The sequence below is a fragment of the Lentibacter sp. XHP0401 genome, from assembly GCF_025751535.1.
Lineage (GTDB): Bacteria > Pseudomonadota > Alphaproteobacteria > Rhodobacterales > Rhodobacteraceae > Lentibacter.
The window spans coordinates 235668-254876 of the sequence record NZ_JAOWLC010000004.1 but is presented as its reverse complement, the minus strand read 5'-3'; the positions used below and the strand labels follow the sequence as shown (position 1 = coordinate 254876).

Genomic DNA, 19209 nt, shown 5'->3' with positions numbered 1-19209 from the left:
ATGCAAGCCCCTGCCGTCAGCCAAATGTAGTTTCATGTATCCCTTGTATCGCGTGCAGGATCACGGTCAAACTGGGCACAAACCAGCCCTGCGGCAGTGCAACATTCGATTTTGAATCATCAGTGCCCCCTGAAGTTACCCGATGACCGCTGTCAGCCCCACAAAAGACAGTCAACCAAGCACATACCGCCGGTGCCGCTCAGACAGGTCGGGGGGGGGATTGCTGACTTTAGCAGCAACTGCATGAGTTTTGCCCCAACACTAAGAAAGCAGACATTCAGGGAGCCGCAGTGCCGACCTCATGCTACCTTAAGCATAAAGGTCAGCTATGCGCAGGGAGGGGGCGTTGTTCTCTGGAGCGATATGCTGCGGCGGCTGCCTGCCATGTGGACTGCGGGCGGTTTTATCGGGCTTACTGTCGACACGATGGTTGGCTCGCTTGCGATTATTGCGATGTCGAGCAGCATTTGGAAAACACAGTCAGGGAATATCAGAGCGCGCTTGAGCAGGCGCATGACATTGCACTGAGCGGCCAATCGCTCGAGCGGGAAATCGAGCGCGCACGGCAGAGCTTTGACGCGCTGGCAGAGCTTGAGCAATCGGGCGATCTTTCCGGCGCGGCCGGGCGGGGTCCTGTCTTTCGGGTCTTGAAGCAAAAGTCGGAAGAGCTGGAGAACCTTGAAGACCGGATTGCCAAACAGCAACCGTTGATTGACGAAGCCTTTGGAGACGGCAACAGGATCCTTGCGCGGATGCGCGAGCTTACCGTGGCAGCGGGGCCTGTTGATATGCGCTCGACCTGCGCAGCAGGTTATTGAAAAACGCAGCGGATGCGGTGCTGGAAATCGAGCCGCCGATCGAGACGGCTTACAACCCTATTTCGGCGGCGGACGCTGTGATCCGCTACGCGGGGAACTTTGTGCCGTCTTGGGCAGGGGCGATCAGCCTGTCAGCGAGAGATTCTGCCGGTTTTGAGGAGACAAATCCGGTGTGCGCAAAGCTGAGCTGGCCTGCCTTCTCTTGAATGGCGGCGATCACTTCAGCATCCGAGTGGCCAAGGCATGACACCGCGGCCCCGCCGGAAGCATCAAGATAGCGCTTGCCGTTTTCGTCAACGATGTAAGGCCCGTCACACCGCTGGGCGATGGGCAAGCTGCCTTTGGTATGTCGCGGAAAGATATGGCTCATGGTGCCTCCAGTCTTCGAGGAACTGTGAAGCAGAAGCAACCAAAGTTGACAACATTTCAAACTCGTGGAACAGTTGAAGCCTTGTTTGTAGGGTGTCAAAATTTTGCTTGAAACTAAAGACATGCGTTTGGCCGACAGTCGCGATGCTTTCGGCGCATGCCGTTTTACAGCAGACGATATGGCTCGCGACCCGATAGGACTTTATTGCAGTCTTGTCACCTCCGGCTACTTCTCCGCTCGCGTTTCCGCCGTTTGTGGGGCCCGGACCATGATCGAAGAGAGCAACCTTCGCCTACGCGTCGGGTCAAGCAGCCATGCAACGTCCAATTGAGTTCAACTAACCATAGGAGATTACTATGTTGACCAAATTCAAATCAGTGTTCGTCGGTGTCGCTGCGGCGGCCGTGATGGCACCTGCGGCTTATGCCGAGGAGTTTATTACGATCGGTACAGGGGGTGTAACAGGCGTCTACTATCCGACAGGTGGCGCGATTTGCCGTCTCGTCAACAAAGGCCGCAAAGAGCACGGCATTCGCTGCTCTGTCGAGTCAACAGGCGGCTCCGTCTACAACATCAACACGATCCGCGAAGGCGAGCTTGAGTTTGGTGTGGCCCAGTCTGACTGGCAGTATCACGCCTACAATGGCACATCGAAATTTGAAGATGTCGGCAAGTTTGAAGGCCTGCGCGCTGTTTTCTCGATTCACCCCGAGCCATTCACAGTCGTGGCACGCGCCGATGCAGGTATCACCAACTTTGATGACCTGAAAGGCAAACGCGTCAACATCGGCAACCCGGGTTCAGGCGCGCGTGGCACCATGGAAGTGCTGATGGAGGCCAAAGGCCTGACAACAGACGACTTCACACTGGCCTCCGAGCTGAAGCCGGCAGAACAGTCAGCCGCGCTCTGCGACAACCAGATCGACGCAATGGTGTTCACTGTTGGCCACCCGTCCGGCACCATTCAGGAAGCAACAACAGCGTGTGATTCCGTACTGGTGACGGTTGATGGCGAAGCCGTTGACAAGCTGATCTCGGAAAACTCGTTTTACCGTACAGCAGTTGTCCCTGGTGGCATGTATCGTGGCAATGACCAAGACGTTTCGACATTCGGTGTCGGCGCAACTTTCGTGACTTCTGATACTGTATCTGAAGACGCCGTCTATGCCGTCGTCAGCGCGGTCTTTGACAACTTCGAAGACTTCAAAAAGCTGCACCCTGCGTTTGCCCACCTCAAGCCCGAGGAAATGGCAACCGCTGGTCTTTCGGCTCCGCTGCACCCCGGTGCTGCGAAATATTACAAAGAAAAAGGCTGGATCGAGTAAGCTCGAACACAAGGGAGCGGGCGGCAACGCCCCTCCCGCACCACTAAAAATAATAAAAACGCCGCGAAGAAAATAATAACTCTGAAACAATTCAGGAATCCGAACCGGGGGACACATGACAGACAATCAAACTCAGAACCGCGCCTTGAGCGAAGAAGAGCTACAGGATCTCGTAGCCTCTTCCGACGCCGGCGCTCGTAACCCCTCTGGTGGTGTCGGCAAGTTCCTCGCCATCGTTGCTGTCGTCTGGGCCTTGTTTCAGGTGGTTTTAGCTTCTCCTCTGGCAAATTATCTACTGCCGGGTGACGTCATCAACAACTCGCGGCAAGTGCACCTTGCCTTTGCCATTTTCCTCGCCTTCATGGCCTATCCGGCGTTCAAGTCGAGCCCGCGAAATTACATCCCGATCACGGACTGGTTTCTGGCGCTCCTCGGCACGTTTATCGCGATGTACGGCTTTATCTTCTATGAAAAAGTCGTCAACGCAGGTGGGCTCGCCGATGATGTGGACAAGTGGTTCGCACTCGTCGGCCTGCTGATCCTGTTTGAAGGTGCCCGCCGCGCGCTTGGCCCTGCCATGGCGATCATCGCGACAATCTTTCTGGCCTATGTCTTTTTCGGCTCGTCCGATCTGGTTCCCGATGTCATCCGCTGGAAAGGGGCCTCGCTGAAGAAAGCGATGAGCCACATGTGGATCACCTCGGAAGGGGTGTTTGGCATCGCACTGGGCGTGTCTACCAAGTTTGTCTTCCTTTTCGTTTTGTTCGGTGCCCTTCTGGATAAGGCAGGTGCTGGCAACTACTTCATCAAAATGGCCTTTGGCGCGCTCGGCCACCTGCGGGGTGGCCCGGCCAAAGCCGCTGTTGTCGGCTCCGCGGCTACAGGCCTGATCTCGGGTTCCTCGATTGCCAACGTGGTGACAACCGGCACATTCACGATCCCGCTGATGAAGCGAGTCGGGTTTAGCTCTGAAAAGGCGGGCGCTGTCGAAGTGGCCAGTTCGGTCAACGGGCAGATCATGCCGCCGGTCATGGGGGCTGCGGCCTTCCTGATGGTGGAATACGTCGGCATTTCTTATGTCGAGGTCATCACACACGCCTTCCTCCCTGCGACGATCTCTTATATCGCGTTGATCTATATCGTTCACCTTGAAGCCGTGAAAAACAACATGCCGACACTGGGCAACCGCGTGGTTTCCATGGGTAAAACAATCGGCGGCATGGCGGTCTTTTTCATCGGCTTTGCGGCGCTGTGTTACGGCGTTCAATACCCCGTTGGCTGGATAACTTCGGCTCTGCCAAACTCGGCGCTTGTCCTGTCGGCCCTGATCTTCGTTGTCTACGCGGCCCTGCTTTACCTCGCAGCCGGAGTAGACGATCTGGAGCCGGACGACCCCAACGCAGAAGAAGTCGAACTTCCCGTTGTTGGCGAAATCTACAAGAGCGGCCTCTACTATCTGCTGCCGATTATCGTACTGGTCTACTTCCTGATGATCGAGCAGAAATCTCCCGGCCTCTCGGCCTTCTGGGCGACAATGCTGCTCTTCGTGATCTTGCTCACACAGAACCCGCTCAAAGCGATGTTTCGCGCTCAAAGTGACATTGCCGGCGCGTTCCGCACTGGTGTGACCGATCTTTGGAACGGCCTCATCGACGGTTCGCGCAACATGATCGGTATCGGCCTTGCCACGGCAACAGCCGGCGTGATCGTGGGCACTGTCACCCTCACGGGCGTAGGCCAGGTTATGGCCGATCTGGTCGAGTTCCTCTCTGGTGGTAACCTGATCCTGATGCTGATCATGGTTGGCTTGCTCAGCCTCATCCTTGGTATGGGCCTGCCGACCACAGCGAACTACATCGTGGTTTCCTCGCTCATGGCAGCTGTTGTCGTCGAGCTGGGCGCGCAGAGCGGCCTCATTGTGCCGCTGATCGCGGTGCACCTTTTCGTGTTCTACTTCGGCATCATGGCCGATGTGACGCCGCCTGTCGGCCTTGCAAGTTTCGCAGCCGCGGCTGTTTCCGGTGGCGATGCGATCAAGACGGGGTTTGTCGCGTTCTTTTACAGCCTTCGCACTGTCGCATTGCCCTTTGTGTTCATCTTCAACACAGACTTACTGTTGATTGACGTGACTTGGTGGCAAGGCATAATTGTCTTCATTGCCGCGACCATAGCAATCCTTGTGTTCACGGCTGGCACGATGGGTTACTTCATGACCCGTTCGCGCATTTATGAAAGTGTTGCACTGGTGCTTGTTGCCTTCGTTCTCTTCCGGCCCGACTTCTTCATGGACCGTATCCAGCCACCGTTCTCGATGATTGAACCGACAGAACTCGTGTCGGCGGTTGATACGGCCGAAGTAGGGCAGGAACTGCGCTTTGTGGTTTCAGGCCCGGACTTTGACACGGGCGAAATGAAAGACATGTCTCTTGTCGTGCCTGTCCCGGAAGGAGCTGACAGCGCTGCGAAACTCGAAGCTATGGGGTTCATGACGCTTGAAGAAGACGGGTTGATGAAAATGGAAGAACCTATGTTTGGCGCTCCGATTGCCAACCAGATGGGTAGCTTTGATTTTTATGCAGACGAAGCCGTGCGCATTACCGAAGTCAAAGCACCGAAAGTCCAAATGCCAAAAGAACTCGTCTTTATCCCGGCTCTTTTGTTGCTTGGCCTCATCACCGTGTTGCAGCTCGGACGGGTTAGAAAAGAAGGAGTAACAGCATGAGTAAGCCAGTCGTACTTTGCGCTGTCGATATCAGCAACGAAAGCCGTGACATTCCGGTGATCAAGCAAGCTGCAAAGCTCGCTGAAATGGACGGGGCACAGCTTGATGTTATCACCGTTGTGCCTAACTACGGCATGAGTGTTGTCGGAGGTTTCTTTAGCGCCGACCACCATAAAAAGGCGATGGCGGAAGCCAAACGGCATCTTGAAGACGCGGTCACCGAAGCACTTGGCGAGACGGCGAACAAGAACGTTCGCCACATCGTCGGCACCGGTAGCGCTTATGAAGAAATCCTGAAAGTGGCAGCTGCAGACGCCGCGAACCTGATTGTTATCGGCGCTCACAAGCCCGACTTCAAAGACTATTTGCTGGGCCCCAACGCCGCGCGCGTGGTGCGTCATTCAAACTGTTCGGTTCTGGTGGTTCGACCGCAATAGCTGCACTTTCACTTTCAGCGCAAATCCTCAAATCGCCACTTGTCTGTTTTCAAAATCGTGCCCCGCAACACCAAAGCTGACATTCGTCGAGATGCTCACGAATGTCAGCTCCGGGCCGATCCCCCGAACGCCGTATTAACTTAATTCCCGTTAACACATCCCCTATCAGACGGTGCACGCAGGGTGCACGCTTTGTGCACGGGTTTCACCCCCCTGTTTTAAGAAGCAAAACCGTCGTTAACCTTTCGGAACGGCCTAATTACCAAAACAGAACACGGGTATGATACTCTCACACCCGTGTCCGTTAGAGCCTTGAAAGGTATATACTTTTCAGACCATGGCACCTTAATAATCCGTCGGTGCGCCACCCTCTTCCTTGCGCCGCGCCACAAAGGCTTCAAGCTCCTCGCGGATGCCCTCGTCCATATGCGGTGCCTCAAAGCTCGTAATGATGTCTTTGTATAAATGATGCGCCCGCTCCGGCGTCCAGATACCGCCCGCCGCCTCCCAGGCCTCAAAGTTGCGCCAGTCGCTCAGGAAGGGCTGGTAGAACGCGGTTTCATAGCGGTCCTGCGTGTGCTGAAGCCCGAAGAAATGCCCCTGTCCACCGACTTCGGCAATCGCTTCGAGAGCAATATCATCTGCCGTTGTAGCAAAAGTCTGGGGTTCCATATATCTCTGGATTTGCTGTAGAATTTCGCAATCCATGATAAACTTTTCGGGGCTGGCAATCAGCCCTCCCTCAAGCCACCCCGCCGCGTGGTAGACCATGTTTGTGCCTGATTGCACGGCCGCCCAAAGGCTGTTGGAGGTCTCCCAGATAGACTGCCCGTCAGGCACATTCGCCGCACAAACCCCCGAAGAGCGCAGCGGCAAATTGTAAAACCGCGCAAGCTGCCCCGTCATTTGCGTGGCGCGCATATATTCAGGTGTCCCAAAAGCCGGCGCGCCTGATTTCATGTCCACATTGCTGGTAAAAGTCCCGATCGCACAGGCCGCTCCGGGCCTGATATACTGCGCCAAAGCCACCGCAATCAGCCCTTCCGCAAGGCTCTGCGCCACGGCTCCCGCCATCGTAACAGGAGCCATCGCCCCCGCCAGCGTAAAGGGCGTCACCACCAGCCCCTGATTGCGCCTCGCAAGTCTCATCCAGCCGTCCAGCATCGGTTCGTCATGCTTGAGTGGCGAGGTCGAGTTGATGTTGGTATACATCCTCGGCTTGGCCTCGAATTCTTCGTGGCTGAGCCCCCCCGCAATCCGCACCATCTCCATCGCGTCTTCCACCCGCTCCTTGCCGAGCGAGTAGGTATGCACCACCTTATCCGTCAGCGTAAGCTTGTCATACAGAACATCCAGATGCCGGATACTGGCGTGAATGTCCTGCGGTTCAACAGGGTAGCCGCCGCAAAAATGGATACAGTTAAAGTATTGGCTCAGCTTGATAAAATCTTTGCACATCTCGCGTGTGCCGGTCATTTTTCGGCCTGTCTCAAGTGTCCAGTATGAGGGGGGCGAGGAGACGTTGCCAAACAGGATATGCCCGTCGCCCATCACCAGTTCATGGTCAGGGTTGCGCGGGGTCATAGTCCAGCGTCCGGGCGCCTTGCCAATCATTTCCATCAGCCAGTCGCGCCCGACGCGCACATTGGTGTCCTTGATCGTCGCCCCCGCCTCGCGGAAAATCTCCAGCGCCTCGGCATTGAGAATCTCGATCCCGATCTCTTCGAGAATGCGCATTGCGCCTTCGTGGATCGCCTGCACTCCCTCTTCGTTCAGAGGCTCGGTCGGCTTGTCGAGGTTCTTGGGAAGCCGCCATGGCATCTGCTCGATCACAGCCGCACCGCGCCGCTCTGCGGCCCCTGCCCGCCCGCCACCGCGCCCTTTACGTCCTGACCGTGCCATGCGTATCTCCTCTGGTATGACACCCCTGATCAAACAGCTCAGTGCTTCATCAAGCCTGCCTGTGAGCGACGATATGAGTCGGATTCAGAACACGAAACGAAGTTAAAAAAGTGATCCTTGATCTGACGGCTTGCTCGCCCCGCCCGCTCGCTTGGGTCTGGCGTTCAGGCTCATGCGACCGTCGGCAAATTCGACCTCAAGCGCGCCCGCTTTTTGCGCCTCAGCCTTGGTTGTCACAACCCCGTCCTCACTGCGCACTACAGCATATCCGCGTTCCAAAGTGGCCTTATAACTCAGCGTTTCGCGCAGGCGGTCGGTTGCCTCAAGCCGCTCGGACAGCACTTTAATCTGGCGCTCACCTGTGTCACTCATCCGCCGTGCAACACGCTCAAGGTCAACTCGCTTGCGCGCCAGATCACGGCCAATCGCCTCGACATTCAGTCTTGCAACAAGCCCTGAAAGCCGTTGCGCCTCGCCGCGAACCGAGCGCGCCAAAAGCGAAGGACGTAAACTCCCCGCTGCATCCGAAAGCGCCACACGCCTGATCTGCACACCACGTTGCAGCGCCGCTGGCAACCTGTCTGAAGCCCGATCAAGCCGCTGGCGAGGCGCTTCCACAAGGCTCTCGATCCGCGGCATCGCGCGCGACAGATCGCGCAAGCGCTGGCCCCGCTGACTCACCCCATTCGAGAGCGCATAAGACATTCGCGAGCCTTGCTCGCCTACCCAAGCCAGAAGCTCCAATCGCACGGGCACAGCAAGCTCCGCTGCCGCCGTAGGCGTGGGCGCACGCTTGTCGGAGACAAAGTCAATCAAGGTTGTGTCTGTCTCATGGCCCACAGCCGAAATAAGCGGAATCTGTGAGGCCGCAACCGCTCGCGCGACCACTTCCTCATTGAACCCCCAAAGGTCTTCAACCGAGCCTCCGCCACGCGCCACAATAATCAGATCAGGCCGCGGCAAAGCTCCTCCCGCGCTGAACCCATTAAACCCGGAAATCGCACGGGCCACTTCACTGGCGCATTTCTCGCCCTGCACAGCCACAGGCCAAACCAGAACCTTGCGGGGGAACCTGTCGCGCAAGCGGTGCAAAATATCACGGATCACCGCACCGGAAGGCGAGGTAACAACCCCTATAACCTCAGGCAAATAAGGCAAAGCGCGCTTGCGCTCGGGCGCGAACAGCCCCTCGGCCGCCAGCATTTTCTTGCGTTTTTCCAGCATTGCCATAAGCGCGCCCACGCCCGCAGGCCGTATCTCTTCAATGATAATCTGGTAACGCGACTGGCCCCCGAAAGTGGTCATTCGCCCCACGGCGATCACTTCCATACCCTCTTCAGGCTGCACTTGAAGGCGGCTCGCAACCCCCTTCCAGATCACCCCGTTGATCACGGATTTGTCGTCTTTCAGATCAAGGTAAATATGCCCCGAGCGCGGCCGCGATACGCGGCCCACCTCGCCCCGAATGCGAACGTGCGAAAACTCACCCTCAATCACCCGCTTGATGGCGTTGGAAATATCCGTAACCGAAAATTCGGGCGCATTGCCTACATTATTGCCATCGTCGATCAGATCGGACATTTCGCCTCGCTTGTATCTCGTTGCCCGCCAGCTTAGAACGCTGGCCAACGAAGGCCAAGCAGGAGTTGCGCCCATGAACATCCTTATTCTTGGAAGCGGAGGTCGCGAACATGCCCTAGCATGGGCCACCGCGCAAAACCCCAAGTGTGACAAACTCTTCGTCGCCCCCGGAAACGCAGGCATCGCCGAGCTGGCCACCTGCATTCCGCTCGACATCAACGATGGCGCAGCAGTTGTCGAGTTTGCCCGGAACGAAGCCATCGACTTTGTCATTATCGGCCCAGAAGCACCGCTGGCCGCTGGTGTGTCTGACACTCTGCGCGCCGCAGGTATCCTCACCTTCGGCCCAAGCGCCGCCGCCGCACAGCTTGAAGCCTCCAAAGCCTTCACCAAAGAAATTTGCGACGCATCGGGCGCGCCCACAGCAGGGTATGCCCATTTCAAAGAAGCCGCTCCCGCGCGGGCCTATGTCGAGGCCCAAGGCGCGCCCATCGTGATCAAAGCCGACGGTCTTGCTGCAGGCAAAGGCGTTGTCGTGGCGATGACGCTTGAAGAAGCCCTTGAAGCTGTCGACGACATGTTCGGCGGAAGCCTTGGCGACGCGGGTGCGGAAGTTGTGATTGAGGAGTTCATGGACGGCGAAGAAGCCAGCTTCTTTGTGCTCTGCGATGGCGAGGAAGCACTCCCGCTCGGCACGGCCCAAGACCACAAACGCGTCGGCGAAGGTGATACGGGCCCGAACACTGGCGGCATGGGCGCTTACTCCCCCGCTCCCGTGATGACCAACGATATCATCGCCAAAACCATGGACGAGATCGTGCGCCCCACCCTGCGTGAAATGGCCAAGCGCGGCACACCCTACCAAGGCGTGTTGTTCGTTGGCCTGATGATCAAAGATGGCCAGCCCCGTCTTGTCGAATACAACGCCCGCTTTGGCGACCCCGAGTGTCAGGTTCTGATGATGCGCCTCGGCGCGCAGGCTTTTGACCACATCCAAGCCGCCGCCGAAGGGCGTTTGTCAGAGGCAAAGGTGCATTGGGCAGACGACCACGCGCTTACAGTAGTCATGGCCGCGAAGGGCTATCCTTCTTCTTATGAAAAAGGCACCCTGATCAAAGGCCTGGAGACCCTCCCGCAATCCAGCTCGCAAATGGTCTTTCATGCCGGAACCGCAATGTCAGGTAATGAAATCACAGCCGTTGGTGGGCGTGTCCTCGCTGTCACCGCGCGGGCGGATACGCTTGATGCAGCGCATAAGCTGGCCTACGCCATGATAGCAGAGATTGACTGGCCCGAAGGGTTCTTCCGCACGGATATCGGCTGGCGTGCTCTAAGCTGATTTCGAATTTTCGCTTCGCGAAAACCCGACCGTTGCGGGGGCCAGCCCCCGCAACCCCGAGGTATTTTCAAACAGAAGAAGCCAAAACAGTTCAAGTTTCAGGCGTTGGCGAGCATCCCACGATCTTTTGCCAAATCACGCATACGCTTTTGAAGTTTCTCAAACGCGCGAACTTCAATTTGGCGAATACGCTCACGGCTCACATCATACTGGCTTGAAAGATCTTCTAGCGTGATAGTTTCCTCGGACAAACGGCGCTGCGTTAGAATATCTTTCTCACGCTCGTTAAGCACATCCATCGCCTCGGCCAGAAGCTCGCGGCGCGCTGTCAACTCGTCGCGCGCTTCATAGTCGCCAGCCTGGTCTGCGTCTTCATCCTCAAGCCAGTCCTGCCACTGCATCGTTCCTTCACCCTCGGACCCGACCGTAGCGTTGAGCGAAGCATCCCCGCCCGAAAGGCGGCGGTTCATCGAGATCACTTCATCCTCGGTTACACCAAGATCTGTCGCAATCCGCTGCACATTTTCGGGGCGCATATCCCCTTCTTCAAGCGCACCAATCCGGGATTTTGCTTTGCGCAGGTTGAAAAACAGCTTCTTTTGCGCCGATGTCGTCCCGAGCTTCACAAGGCTCCACGAGCGCAGGACATATTCCTGAATGCTCGCCCGAATCCACCACATCGCATAGGTCGCAAGGCGGAAGCCCTTTTCAGGATCGAACCGTTTCACAGCCTGCATGAGGCCCACGTTGGCCTCCGAAATCACTTCGGCCTGTGGCAGGCCATAGCCGCGATAGCCCATGGCAATCTTGGCAGCGAGACGCAAATGCGATGTCACCATACGGTGCGCCGCTTCAGGGTCTTCCTGCTCAACCCAGCGTTTGGCGAGCATATATTCTTCTTCTGGCTCCAACAGTGGAAACTTGCGGATCTCCTGCATATAGCGGTTCAACCCGCCTTCTGGCGTTGGCGCCGGTAAATTCTTGTAGTTACTCATGTTCTGTCCCCTCCCATTATGTAACAGGGCTTAACATTAATTTAGGTTCGCTGAAGCGTGGTTTCAAGATCAGCATTCTTGAAGGTCAACCTAAGCACTCGGCGGAAAATTCCCAGATTTGTTACGCAGCTTCACGCATTTGGGATCAATATGACAGGTGCTCCGCCCGCGATGGGCATATTTCGGCTCAGTTTGCGCGCTCACTCGCGAGCACAGCTATCAAAGCTGCCATATCTTCGGGCAACTCCGCCTCGAACCGCAGCATCTCGCCACTGACAGGATGCTCAAATCCAAGGCTCGCGGCATGAAGCGCCTGACGGTCAAACCCTTTCACAGCCGCCGCGGCCCCCGCGCCAAAAGCCTTTTCGCTCAACTTCCGCTTACCGCCATAAACAGGATCGCCCACAAGCCCGTGGCCAGCGTGGGCCATATGCACCCTGATCTGATGGGTGCGTCCCGTTTCAAGCCAGCAATCAACAAGCGATAGACTTTCAGGGGAGCCAAAGCTTTCAACAACGCGCGCCCGCGTCACCGCATGGCGCCCACCTTCAAAAAATACGGCCTGACGCTGCCTGTCGTGCTTGTGGCGCGCAAGCTGGGTCTGGATTTTCATAACCCCACCCTGCTCAAAGCTCACACCCTTTGTGCCACGCAAACGAGGGTCTGACGCATCAGGCACGCCATAAACAAGCGCACGGTAGTGCCGCTCGACAGTGTGCTTCTCAAACTGTGCTGCAAGCCCGTGGTGGGCCACATCAGACTTGGCCACAACCAGAAGTCCGCTCGTATCCTTGTCAATCCTGTGCACAATCCCGGGGCGTGCCACACCGCCCACCCCACTCAGAGAAGTGCCGCAATGATGCATCAAAGCATTCACCAATGTACCGTCCGGTGTGCCGGGCGCAGGGTGCACAACCATACCCGCAGGCTTGTTGACCACCACCAAAGCCTCGTCTTCATAGACCACTTCAAGCGCAATCTCTTGCGGCTGGATGTGGCTCTCTTCCGCTGCTTCCAGCACGATCTGCACCAAGTCGCCCTCGGCAACCTTGGCCTTGGGGTTGCTCGCCACGGCGCCGTTCACCTTCACTGCGCCTTGCTCCATCAGCCGCGCCAGCCGCGTGCGGCTGAGCGAAGCGGCCTCTGGCACATCGCGCGAAAGCGCCTTATCAAGGCGGGCAGGCGGATCTTCCAGGATCCTGAATTCTAGCGAGGCATCGGCCATGAGTGAAACCCCCGAAGGCTTTGAGCAAGTTGAAGTCGACCCGAGCCTCGTGCGCTACCTCAAACTTTTGGTAACGGCCCTCGCAGGGGTGATGATTGTCGGGCTTGTAGCGGTCATTGCCCTGCTTGTCATCCGCTTGCAAGCCGATGTTCCGCCGCTGCCCTCGCGCATCACCCTGCCCGAAGGCACAAAAGCCCAAGCCTTCACCCAAGGTGAAAGCTGGTTTGCCGTGGTCACGGAAGACGAGCGAATCCTGATCTTCGCGCGCGACGGTGCGACGCTTCTTCAAGAGATCAAGCTATCAACGGGGGAGTGATGGTACCGCCTCCCCGGCTCGAACGGGGGACCCCTGGTTCCACAAACCAGTGCTCTAACCAACTGAGCTAAGGCGGCATTGGGGGTGATTTAACTTTCCATTCGCACGAATGCAAGAGCCTTAAAGACCAATTTCCCAGCTTTGTTCTATCCTGTCGGCTCCGAAACTGTGTACCGCTTTTGAAGAAACAAGGCTCCACCCCGTTTTGGCATAGAGCGCGCAGGCCGCCTTGTGGCTCTCATGGGTCCAAAGCTGCATCCGCGTGTAGCCCTTGGATTTAGCATAACTCATACATTCGCTCAAAAGTCGCCGCCCCAACCCTTTGCCGCGTGCCTCAGGCATCAGCAAAAACAATCGAAGCTTAGCGGTTTGCCCATCCAGCCTCACACAAAAGATCGAGCCGAGGCGCACACCATCCTGCTCCGCGATCCAACCGCGCTCGCAGACCGGGTCGTGGTTGCGAATAAAGTCCGCAAGAATCTCGGCCACCAAAATCTCGAAACTCGCATCAAACCCCTCATCGCGCGTGTAAAGTATACCATGCTGCGTGGCCAGCCAGCCTGCATCATCCGGATGAAACTCTCTCAAAGTGATCTCGCTCATAGCCTAAGCCTGCCTCTAGTCCGCTTGCATCACAACTAAAAACTCGCTAGCTCCAATACGCAACGAAGGAGAGCCACCATGGGCATCAACACCGAACGCGACATCGAAGCCAATATGCAGATCGGCCCAACAGATCAGGGCATGGTGCGTATTTTCGTCGAAGCTGGCGGCGTCGAAATCCCGATGGACTTCACGCCTGAAGAGGCGGAGGAAATCGCCGAAGAGATTCTTGCCGCAGCAAAAGCCATATCCGGCTAAGCCCTCGGATCCCGCAGCCTTTGGTGGCGCAGCGCCACGTCGCGGGCAAACTTCAGCGTGATTTTCTTGCGCCGCGCGGCGGCAAGCTTGCTCTCGGGGCCCATCCGCACGACTTCCGCGCCATACGCATCCGCCATGATCAGCCCCGTTTCGTCTGGCAAAAGCTCAAGCGGGAACTGTGCATCGACCGCCCAGAAAAAGCGGTCGCACCACTCCAGATAGCCCCGCCACTTGTGATCGGCCATGTAGTCCTCACGGCATGATTTGCATTCAATCACCCAGATCTCGCCCTTGGGGCCCAGCGCCATAACATCCACGCGCTTGCCGCGTTCGGGCACAAACTCTTCCAGTGACGTGAAATTGTGGCTTAGTAAATGTCGGCACACACCACGCGCCAGAAGCTGGCCTGCCTGCATAAAAGGGGGGAGTTCATCCATGGACTCAAGCTTGAACAAAAAGAGAACACCAATCAACCCCAAAATGCCACATTCGCCCACTTGCGCGCAGCCTCCGCAAGCCCTACCTATGAGAAGACGGCTTCTGCCCTTCTCGTTTTACGGTTGCATTCCGGTGGCCTTAAGCATTCCGAGGGAGTTGGCTCTGTCATGGCCCTGGCCATGTTACCTGACGCCCACCTGTACATACAGGTCCTCGGGAATGAGATAACCCAACGGTTGCGGTGGTTCCGTCACTTTACTACTCTTCAGGGATGAAAATTCGGCTCAGTAGCGGCGCGACTGTTCCTGCATGTTTGGCTTGGCCTTCACGCGCACAAGCACAGGCTCGGCAAGATGCACAAGGCTCGGGGCTTTATTGCCTCCGCGCGGCTCGTCGTCATCATCGTCCTTCATGCGCATCACAGCAATTCCAAACTGAACGCCCGCAAAGATAATCCCGTTTGAAATCCACAAAATGATCACGGCCAACAGGCCTTTGTCCGAATGGCTCACAAGGTGCCAGAGGTTTGCGATATTGAACCACAGCAGCATCCCGACAAACAGCCCGGCGAGCGCGAACCCGATGGCAACATTGACGATGTAGAGCTTGATGAGCTTTGGCATAGCGCGAATCCTCTATTCAATCTAAACGTAACCTTTCACCGCTCGGTTGCAAGTTCTGCGCCAGATTTCTTTCAACTGAGCCAAACCGCGCTTATCCACCAGTCGGGCTTTTGCGCTTTCAGGTCAGCGGCGGCCTTCTCTGCTGCGCCGATCTCGTCAAACAGCGCAAAGCAGGTGGCCCCCGAACCCGACATGCGCGCAAGCCGTGCGCCCTCCAAAGCCCAAAGACGGTCAATCACCTCGCCAATGACAGGCGCAAGTGCAAGCGCAGGGGCTTCAAGGTCGTTTCGGGTTTCATTGGCCAGAAAAGCAACCAACGCGGAGACATCGTCAAGCACAGGCAACACGGGCATCGGCGGATTGTCTTTAAGCGCCAGCGCAGCAAACACTTTCGGTGTCGCCACCTCGACGCGCGGATTGGCCAAAACAGCGGGCACCCTTGGAAGCGCAACGCCCTCAACCTGCTCTCCGACGCCGCGCATCAGGCAGGATCGGCCAAAATAGCAAACAGGCAGATCCGCGCCCAACTCGGCCAGTCGGGTCACATCCACGGCCCGCCCCGTCAGAGCCTCAAGCGCGCGTAAAGCCGCCGCCGCATCCGAAGAGCCGCCGCCAATCCCTGCCGCCGCAGGCAAGTTTTTCTCAAGCTCAAACGCAGCGTCATGCCCCGCCCATGCGGCCGCCTTCAGCACAAGATTCCCGGGGCCGGTTGGCACACCCGCCGCCAGCGGGCCATGGACATGCAGGCTTGGCTCATCAGCCAGTCGCGCAGTCACGCAATCACCTATGTTTGCAAAAACCACGAGGCTTTCCAGCAGATGATAGCCATCAGCCCGCTGCCCTGTGACATGCAGCGCAAGGTTTACTTTGGCCGGCGCAAAAGCCTCTTCAACTCTCGTCATTCACAAGCTCAAGTGCCTTTGCGCCCTCGTCTTCCAGAACCTTGTCCAGTCCGACCTCAAGCTTGCGGCGAATGCGCTCAGGGTCTGCATCCTGGCTCACTTCACCATGGTCGATAAACGAAAGCGCACGCTTCCACTGAAACTCGGCCTCAAGCTTGCGCCCGACAGCCCAGTAAACATCGCCCAGATGGTCATTCACCACAGGATCAATCGACATAAGCTCGGCGGCCCGCTCCATATGCGGCACAGCCTCTTCATAGCGTCCAAGGCGGAACAGCGCCCAACCCAAACTGTCGATAATATAACCGCTCTGTGGCCGCGCAGCGACAGCCTGTTCGATCATTTCAAGCGCTTCATCAAGCTTCGTATGATGTTCGACAAGCGAGTAGCCGAGATAGTTCAGCACATTCGGCTCCCCCGGACTGATCGCCAGGGCCGCACGAAAATCGGCTTCCGCCTGCTCCCATTTGTCGAGACGTTCGTGCACAATCCCGCGCGCGTAATAGGTGCGCCAATCGGTATTTTCTCGCCCGTCCCAAAGCGCAAGCGAGCGGTCATAGGCCGCAATAGCTTCTTCAAAGCGCTCTTCCCCGCGCAGCAAATCTCCCATGGCACTCTGCACAACAGGCAAGGTTCCATAGGTCTTGGCAAGCGTTGTCATCACCTCGATGGCCGCATCCGTCTTGCCTGCCTCACGCAGCGTTTCCGCGCGGCCCATCTCGGCCACATAAAAAGCGGGGTGCGTGTTGGGCACAGAGCGGTAAGCCGCCACGGCGGCCTCATATTGCCCCTGATCTTCCAGGAGCTGCGCCAGAAGCAGGCTCGCATCAACCAGATCGGGGCGCATGTGCTGTGCCACGCGGGCAAAAAGCAAGGTATCCGTGCCACGCGGCTCTACAGCCAATGCGCCTGCTATTGTAAAGAAAACCTCGGCCACCCCGTCACGCGGGCTTTGCAGTACATCAAATCTCAGATCGCCCCCCGCCTCCAGCACGTCACTCATCTGCGTAATCTCGGGGTCTTGCGTGTCGCCAAACCGCGCCTTGAGCTGTTCAAGCGCCACTTCGCTACGCCCGAGCTGGCTCAGGATCTGCACATGCGTCAGCAAACCGCGCCGCGATTGCATAATCGAGCCGGGCTGCGCTCCGCCAAACAGCGCCTCCGCGCCCTCAAGGTCGCCCACAAGCGCCAGAGCGAGTGCCTTGTGATAATGCCCGAAAGCCCGCGTGCCGTTTTCTTCGGAAATAACATCAAACTCGGCCAGTGCCGCGCTCATATCGCCCTTTCCGACAAGCGCCCAGGCCTTCACCAGCCCGTCAACCAACTCGCCCATCAAGCGCTCGTCTTCGACGCGTGCAATCAGCGCATCATAATTCTCTTCAGCACCCTCAATCGCCGCAAGCGCCATTTGACCGACCTGGCTTCTGTGCCCGTCAGCCTCAAGCTTGCGTGCGACAGCGCCAGCCCGGTCAAACTGCCCCAGCGCGATCTGCGCCAAAATCAGCTCGTCCATGATCTCGATATTTGAAGGGTCACGTGTCAACGCAACCGTGAAATAGCGCGCCGCTGCTTCATAGTCGTTCAGATACTGTGCCTGACGTGCCGCCAGATAGGCTCCCGAGAAGCTCTCTGCCACCGCCGGCAGCGGTGCGCTCACCGCACAGCCAAGCACCGCAACAAGCGCCGCCCGTTTCAAACCTGTCATCATACCTGCGGCCCTCTTTTTATATCTGCTGTTTCCAATCTAAACATGGGAAACGTAAAAGCAAGTTGAAGGCGCGCCAGCATCGCTGAATGAGCAGAAAAGCGGCCCCTAACCAGCTGTGCCGCTCCCCGCGGCCTCCTGCCCCAGAAGCACATCAATCACCACGCTCAGAAGCTCGCCGCGGCTGTGCGTGCCTGACTTGCGGTAAATCGCGTTCAGATGCGCTTTCACCGTGCCTTCCGCACATCCGCGCACATGTGCAATCTCGGCAATATCAAGCCCCTTCACAAGAAAGGTCGCCACATCCACTTCCGCGGGCGAGAGCGCCCACTCGTCAAACTGGGCCTCGATCACATCATAAACAGCCGCGCTCGCAAGCCGCAATCTGTCTTGTAAATGCGCCTCTCGCCGCAACAAGCGCAGCAGGAACTTCGCCTCAAAGGCAATCGTTACAAACAGGCTAACGGTCGCAAAAACTTCAACCCAGAAGTGAATGCCCCCCGTAAGCCCGCCCATCGCGCGGTAATCAGCCACAACATCACCGATGAAGAACACCGCGCAGAAGAACTGCACGACCATCAAAAGAAAAAGCCCGAGCGGGAAACGAGACATCTTGTTGATCGGCATCTTCCCCCCTATTCTTCGGGCATGTCCTTAAAGCCAGTCACCATAGCCTTTGGCAGGTTTACTCTGGTGCGCTTGCTCTCGAAGAGAGCCGCAAGAATATGAACAATCACCGAAGCTTCTGTCCAGATCGCCGCCAGCTCGTGCAATTCCTCAGTCCATTCTGTGCCCCAGAACATATCGGTCGTCATAAGATAGCCCGACAGGCCTAGCACCAGAAGAGAAGCGATGAGATTATAAATCATGAGCGCGCCAAGCGGTGAATGCCCGACATGGGCATGATTTCGCTGTGTGGCTATGTCGGTCAACTGCGCGGCAGCACCACGAACGCTTGGTGGAAAACTCGCAAATCGTGCATATCCACGGCCAACAAAGCCCCAAACAATCCGCGCCAGCACAAGCGCCAGTACGCAATACCCCACCCAGATGTGTAACTTGCTGTCATCATCAATAATCAGCGCGTTGGCAGCAAAGCCGAGCACAAGCAACCAATGAAAGCAGCGTACAAAAATGTCCCAAACATAGATATGTTTCATATCCCGTCCCCCTCATTCGAAAGGGGCGCGGTCATCCCGCACCCCTCGCCCAGATCAATCATCAAGGTCTGTTTTTACAATATTGAAAGCCGCATCAAGATAGACCTCGTAGCGCTGCCCATCTTTGCGTGCATAGGCTTCATACATACCATCTTCGAGCTTGATCTTGGCAACCTCGTAGCCCTGCTCGGTCAGCATCGCGCGGATTTTCGTGGTGTTCTCATCATTGAGCTGGACTGTGTCGCTCGCAAAAGCAGGGGCAGCCAAAGCGCTCATCAGAACGGCGGGGAGGATAAATTTACGGATCATTGCATTGTCCCTTTCAGGTTTGAGTTTCAGGCAAGAAGCATCTCGCCCTTGCGCCTCAACATGCCTATCCTGTGCACAAATCCTATTGACCCAAAAGCCTAATCTGCGTCTCTAAACCCCGCGACATAGCCGCCTATACCTCCGGTTTAGGCCCACCTCACAAACAAAAAGGGCGGGGTCA

General features: G+C 57.0%; 19 protein-coding genes, 1 tRNA gene and 1 pseudogene. 7 read left to right on the top strand and 14 right to left on the bottom strand.

Annotated features, from left to right (window positions below; genetic code table 11):
• The first annotated feature begins 467 nt into the window (after positions 1–467).
• On the top strand, positions 468–818 hold the full coding sequence (locus OE750_RS07610; protein ID WP_263763156.1) for a hypothetical protein: 351 nt from the start codon (positions 468–470) through the stop codon (positions 816–818).
• 112 nt (positions 819–930) lie between these two features.
• On the opposite strand, the pseudogene OE750_RS07605 reads toward OE750_RS07610, so the two are convergent.
• Positions 931–1188: pseudogene (locus tag OE750_RS07605) on the bottom strand (aminotransferase class III-fold pyridoxal phosphate-dependent enzyme); the annotation flags it as partial.
• Positions 1189–1544: 356 nt separating this feature from the next.
• Here OE750_RS07605 and OE750_RS07600 point away from each other — a divergent pair.
• The 3 genes from OE750_RS07600 to OE750_RS07590 all read left to right on the top strand — a co-directional run bounded on the left by OE750_RS07600 (position 1545) and on the right by OE750_RS07590 (position 5672).
• On the top strand, positions 1545–2513 hold the full coding sequence (locus OE750_RS07600; protein WP_263763154.1) for a TAXI family TRAP transporter solute-binding subunit: 969 nt from the start codon (positions 1545–1547) through the stop codon (positions 2511–2513).
• A 115-nt stretch (positions 2514–2628) separates the two neighbouring features.
• Positions 2629–5235: a TRAP transporter permease gene (locus OE750_RS07595; RefSeq protein ID WP_263763152.1), complete on the top strand. Its 2607-nt coding sequence runs from the start codon at positions 2629–2631 to the stop codon at positions 5233–5235.
• Positions 5232–5672, top strand: coding sequence for a universal stress protein (locus OE750_RS07590; protein ID WP_263763150.1), 441 nt, complete (start codon positions 5232–5234; stop codon positions 5670–5672). Before OE750_RS07595 ends, OE750_RS07590 begins: the two co-directional genes overlap by 4 nt.
• Positions 5673–6017: 345 nt before the next feature.
• On the opposite strand, the gene OE750_RS07585 is transcribed toward OE750_RS07590, so the two are convergent.
• Positions 6018–7574 (bottom strand): trimethylamine methyltransferase family protein, encoded by a 1557-nt coding sequence (locus OE750_RS07585; RefSeq protein WP_263763148.1) that lies wholly within the window; start codon positions 7572–7574, stop codon positions 6018–6020.
• Between the two features lie 102 nt (positions 7575–7676).
• The gene (gene xseA, locus OE750_RS07580; RefSeq protein ID WP_263763145.1) at positions 7677–9155 is read right to left on the bottom strand and encodes an exodeoxyribonuclease VII large subunit; all 1479 of its coding nucleotides are present in this window, start codon (positions 9153–9155) and stop codon (positions 7677–7679) included.
• 73 nt (positions 9156–9228) lie between these two features.
• On the opposite strand from xseA, the gene purD reads away from it, so the two are divergent.
• Positions 9229–10494, top strand: a complete 1266-nt coding sequence (gene purD / locus OE750_RS07575) for a phosphoribosylamine--glycine ligase (RefSeq protein WP_263763143.1) — start codon at positions 9229–9231, stop codon at positions 10492–10494.
• A 98-nt stretch (positions 10495–10592) separates the two neighbouring features.
• On the opposite strand, the gene rpoH is transcribed toward purD, so the two are convergent.
• Positions 10593–11489, bottom strand: a complete 897-nt coding sequence (rpoH, locus tag OE750_RS07570; RefSeq protein ID WP_263763141.1) for an RNA polymerase sigma factor RpoH — start codon at positions 11487–11489, stop codon at positions 10593–10595.
• Between the two features lie 187 nt (positions 11490–11676).
• A complete protein-coding gene (locus tag OE750_RS07565; protein WP_263763139.1) occupies positions 11677–12714 on the bottom strand; it encodes an RluA family pseudouridine synthase in 1038 nt (345 codons plus the stop codon).
• Between OE750_RS07565 and OE750_RS07560 the strand changes: the two genes are divergently transcribed.
• Entirely contained in the window at positions 12713–13030 is a 318-nt protein-coding gene (locus OE750_RS07560) for a DUF6476 family protein (RefSeq protein WP_263763137.1), read from the top strand. The two genes, OE750_RS07565 and OE750_RS07560, sit on opposite strands and share 2 nt — an antisense overlap.
• Here OE750_RS07560 and OE750_RS07555 read toward each other — a convergent pair.
• Positions 13031–13107: transfer RNA gene (locus OE750_RS07555), tRNA-His, on the bottom strand. It lies immediately after the preceding gene.
• Positions 13108–13150: 43 nt separating this feature from the next.
• Positions 13151–13633, bottom strand: a complete 483-nt coding sequence (locus OE750_RS07550; RefSeq protein ID WP_263763135.1) for a GNAT family N-acetyltransferase — start codon at positions 13631–13633, stop codon at positions 13151–13153.
• A gap of 78 nt (positions 13634–13711) precedes the next feature.
• Here OE750_RS07550 and OE750_RS07545 point away from each other — a divergent pair, with 78 nt between their 5' ends.
• The gene (locus OE750_RS07545) at positions 13712–13891 is read left to right on the top strand and encodes a DUF6324 family protein (protein ID WP_263763133.1); all 180 of its coding nucleotides are present in this window, start codon (positions 13712–13714) and stop codon (positions 13889–13891) included.
• On the opposite strand, the gene OE750_RS07540 is transcribed toward OE750_RS07545, so the two are convergent.
• The 7 genes from OE750_RS07540 to OE750_RS07510 form a co-directional block, all read right to left on the bottom strand.
• Positions 13888–14328: an MmcB family DNA repair protein gene (locus OE750_RS07540; protein ID WP_263763131.1), complete on the bottom strand. Its 441-nt coding sequence runs from the start codon at positions 14326–14328 to the stop codon at positions 13888–13890. The two genes, OE750_RS07545 and OE750_RS07540, sit on opposite strands and share 4 nt — an antisense overlap.
• Before the next feature lie 285 nt (positions 14329–14613).
• Positions 14614–14952 carry a hypothetical protein gene (locus OE750_RS07535; protein WP_263763129.1) on the bottom strand — a complete coding sequence of 113 codons (339 nt, stop codon included), beginning with the start codon at positions 14950–14952 and terminating at the stop codon, positions 14614–14616.
• 71 nt (positions 14953–15023) lie between these two features.
• Positions 15024–15854: a 4-(cytidine 5'-diphospho)-2-C-methyl-D-erythritol kinase gene (locus OE750_RS07530; protein ID WP_263763127.1), complete on the bottom strand. Its 831-nt coding sequence runs from the start codon at positions 15852–15854 to the stop codon at positions 15024–15026.
• On the bottom strand, positions 15841–17562 hold the full coding sequence (locus OE750_RS07525) for a tetratricopeptide repeat protein (RefSeq protein ID WP_263763125.1): 1722 nt from the start codon (positions 17560–17562) through the stop codon (positions 15841–15843). The genes OE750_RS07530 and OE750_RS07525 overlap by 14 nt, the downstream gene beginning before the upstream one ends.
• Before the next feature lie 105 nt (positions 17563–17667).
• Positions 17668–18186: a helix-turn-helix transcriptional regulator gene (locus OE750_RS07520; RefSeq protein WP_263763123.1), complete on the bottom strand. Its 519-nt coding sequence runs from the start codon at positions 18184–18186 to the stop codon at positions 17668–17670.
• A gap of 8 nt (positions 18187–18194) precedes the next feature.
• Complete coding sequence (locus OE750_RS07515; RefSeq protein ID WP_263763122.1) at positions 18195–18719, bottom strand: cytochrome b/b6 domain-containing protein; 525 nt, start codon at positions 18717–18719, stop codon at positions 18195–18197.
• Positions 18720–18773: 54 nt separating this feature from the next.
• Complete coding sequence (locus OE750_RS07510; RefSeq protein WP_263763120.1) at positions 18774–19028, bottom strand: PepSY domain-containing protein; 255 nt, start codon at positions 19026–19028, stop codon at positions 18774–18776.
• Positions 19029–19209 lie beyond the last annotated feature (181 nt).

Excerpts from the sequence above, each read along its gene's own strand:
- OE750_RS07600 (WP_263763154.1), top strand. The coding sequence starts at position 1,545 with ATGTTGACCAAATTCAAATCAGTGTTCGTCGGTGTCGCTGCGGCGGCC.
- OE750_RS07595 (WP_263763152.1), top strand. The coding sequence starts at position 2,629 with ATGACAGACAATCAAACTCAGAACCGCGCCTTGAGCGAAGAAGAGCTA.
- OE750_RS07590 (WP_263763150.1), top strand. The coding sequence starts at position 5,232 with ATGAGTAAGCCAGTCGTACTTTGCGCTGTCGATATCAGCAACGAAAGC.
- OE750_RS07585 (WP_263763148.1), bottom strand. The coding sequence starts at position 7,574 with ATGGCACGGTCAGGACGTAAAGGGCGCGGTGGCGGGCGGGCAGGGGCC.
- xseA (WP_263763145.1), bottom strand. The coding sequence starts at position 9,155 with ATGTCCGATCTGATCGACGATGGCAATAATGTAGGCAATGCGCCCGAA.
- purD (WP_263763143.1), top strand. The coding sequence starts at position 9,229 with ATGAACATCCTTATTCTTGGAAGCGGAGGTCGCGAACATGCCCTAGCA.
- rpoH (WP_263763141.1), bottom strand. The coding sequence starts at position 11,489 with ATGAGTAACTACAAGAATTTACCGGCGCCAACGCCAGAAGGCGGGTTG.
- OE750_RS07560 (WP_263763137.1), top strand. The coding sequence starts at position 12,713 with ATGAGTGAAACCCCCGAAGGCTTTGAGCAAGTTGAAGTCGACCCGAGC.
- OE750_RS07565 (WP_263763139.1), bottom strand. The coding sequence starts at position 12,714 with ATGGCCGATGCCTCGCTAGAATTCAGGATCCTGGAAGATCCGCCTGCC.
- OE750_RS07550 (WP_263763135.1), bottom strand. The coding sequence starts at position 13,633 with ATGAGCGAGATCACTTTGAGAGAGTTTCATCCGGATGATGCAGGCTGG.
- OE750_RS07545 (WP_263763133.1), top strand. The coding sequence starts at position 13,712 with ATGGGCATCAACACCGAACGCGACATCGAAGCCAATATGCAGATCGGC.
- OE750_RS07540 (WP_263763131.1), bottom strand. The coding sequence starts at position 14,328 with ATGGATGAACTCCCCCCTTTTATGCAGGCAGGCCAGCTTCTGGCGCGT.
- OE750_RS07535 (WP_263763129.1), bottom strand. The coding sequence starts at position 14,952 with ATGCCAAAGCTCATCAAGCTCTACATCGTCAATGTTGCCATCGGGTTC.
- OE750_RS07530 (WP_263763127.1), bottom strand. The coding sequence starts at position 15,854 with ATGACGAGAGTTGAAGAGGCTTTTGCGCCGGCCAAAGTAAACCTTGCG.
- OE750_RS07525 (WP_263763125.1), bottom strand. The coding sequence starts at position 17,562 with ATGATGACAGGTTTGAAACGGGCGGCGCTTGTTGCGGTGCTTGGCTGT.
- OE750_RS07520 (WP_263763123.1), bottom strand. The coding sequence starts at position 18,186 with ATGCCGATCAACAAGATGTCTCGTTTCCCGCTCGGGCTTTTTCTTTTG.
- OE750_RS07515 (WP_263763122.1), bottom strand. The coding sequence starts at position 18,719 with ATGAAACATATCTATGTTTGGGACATTTTTGTACGCTGCTTTCATTGG.
- OE750_RS07510 (WP_263763120.1), bottom strand. The coding sequence starts at position 19,028 with ATGATCCGTAAATTTATCCTCCCCGCCGTTCTGATGAGCGCTTTGGCT.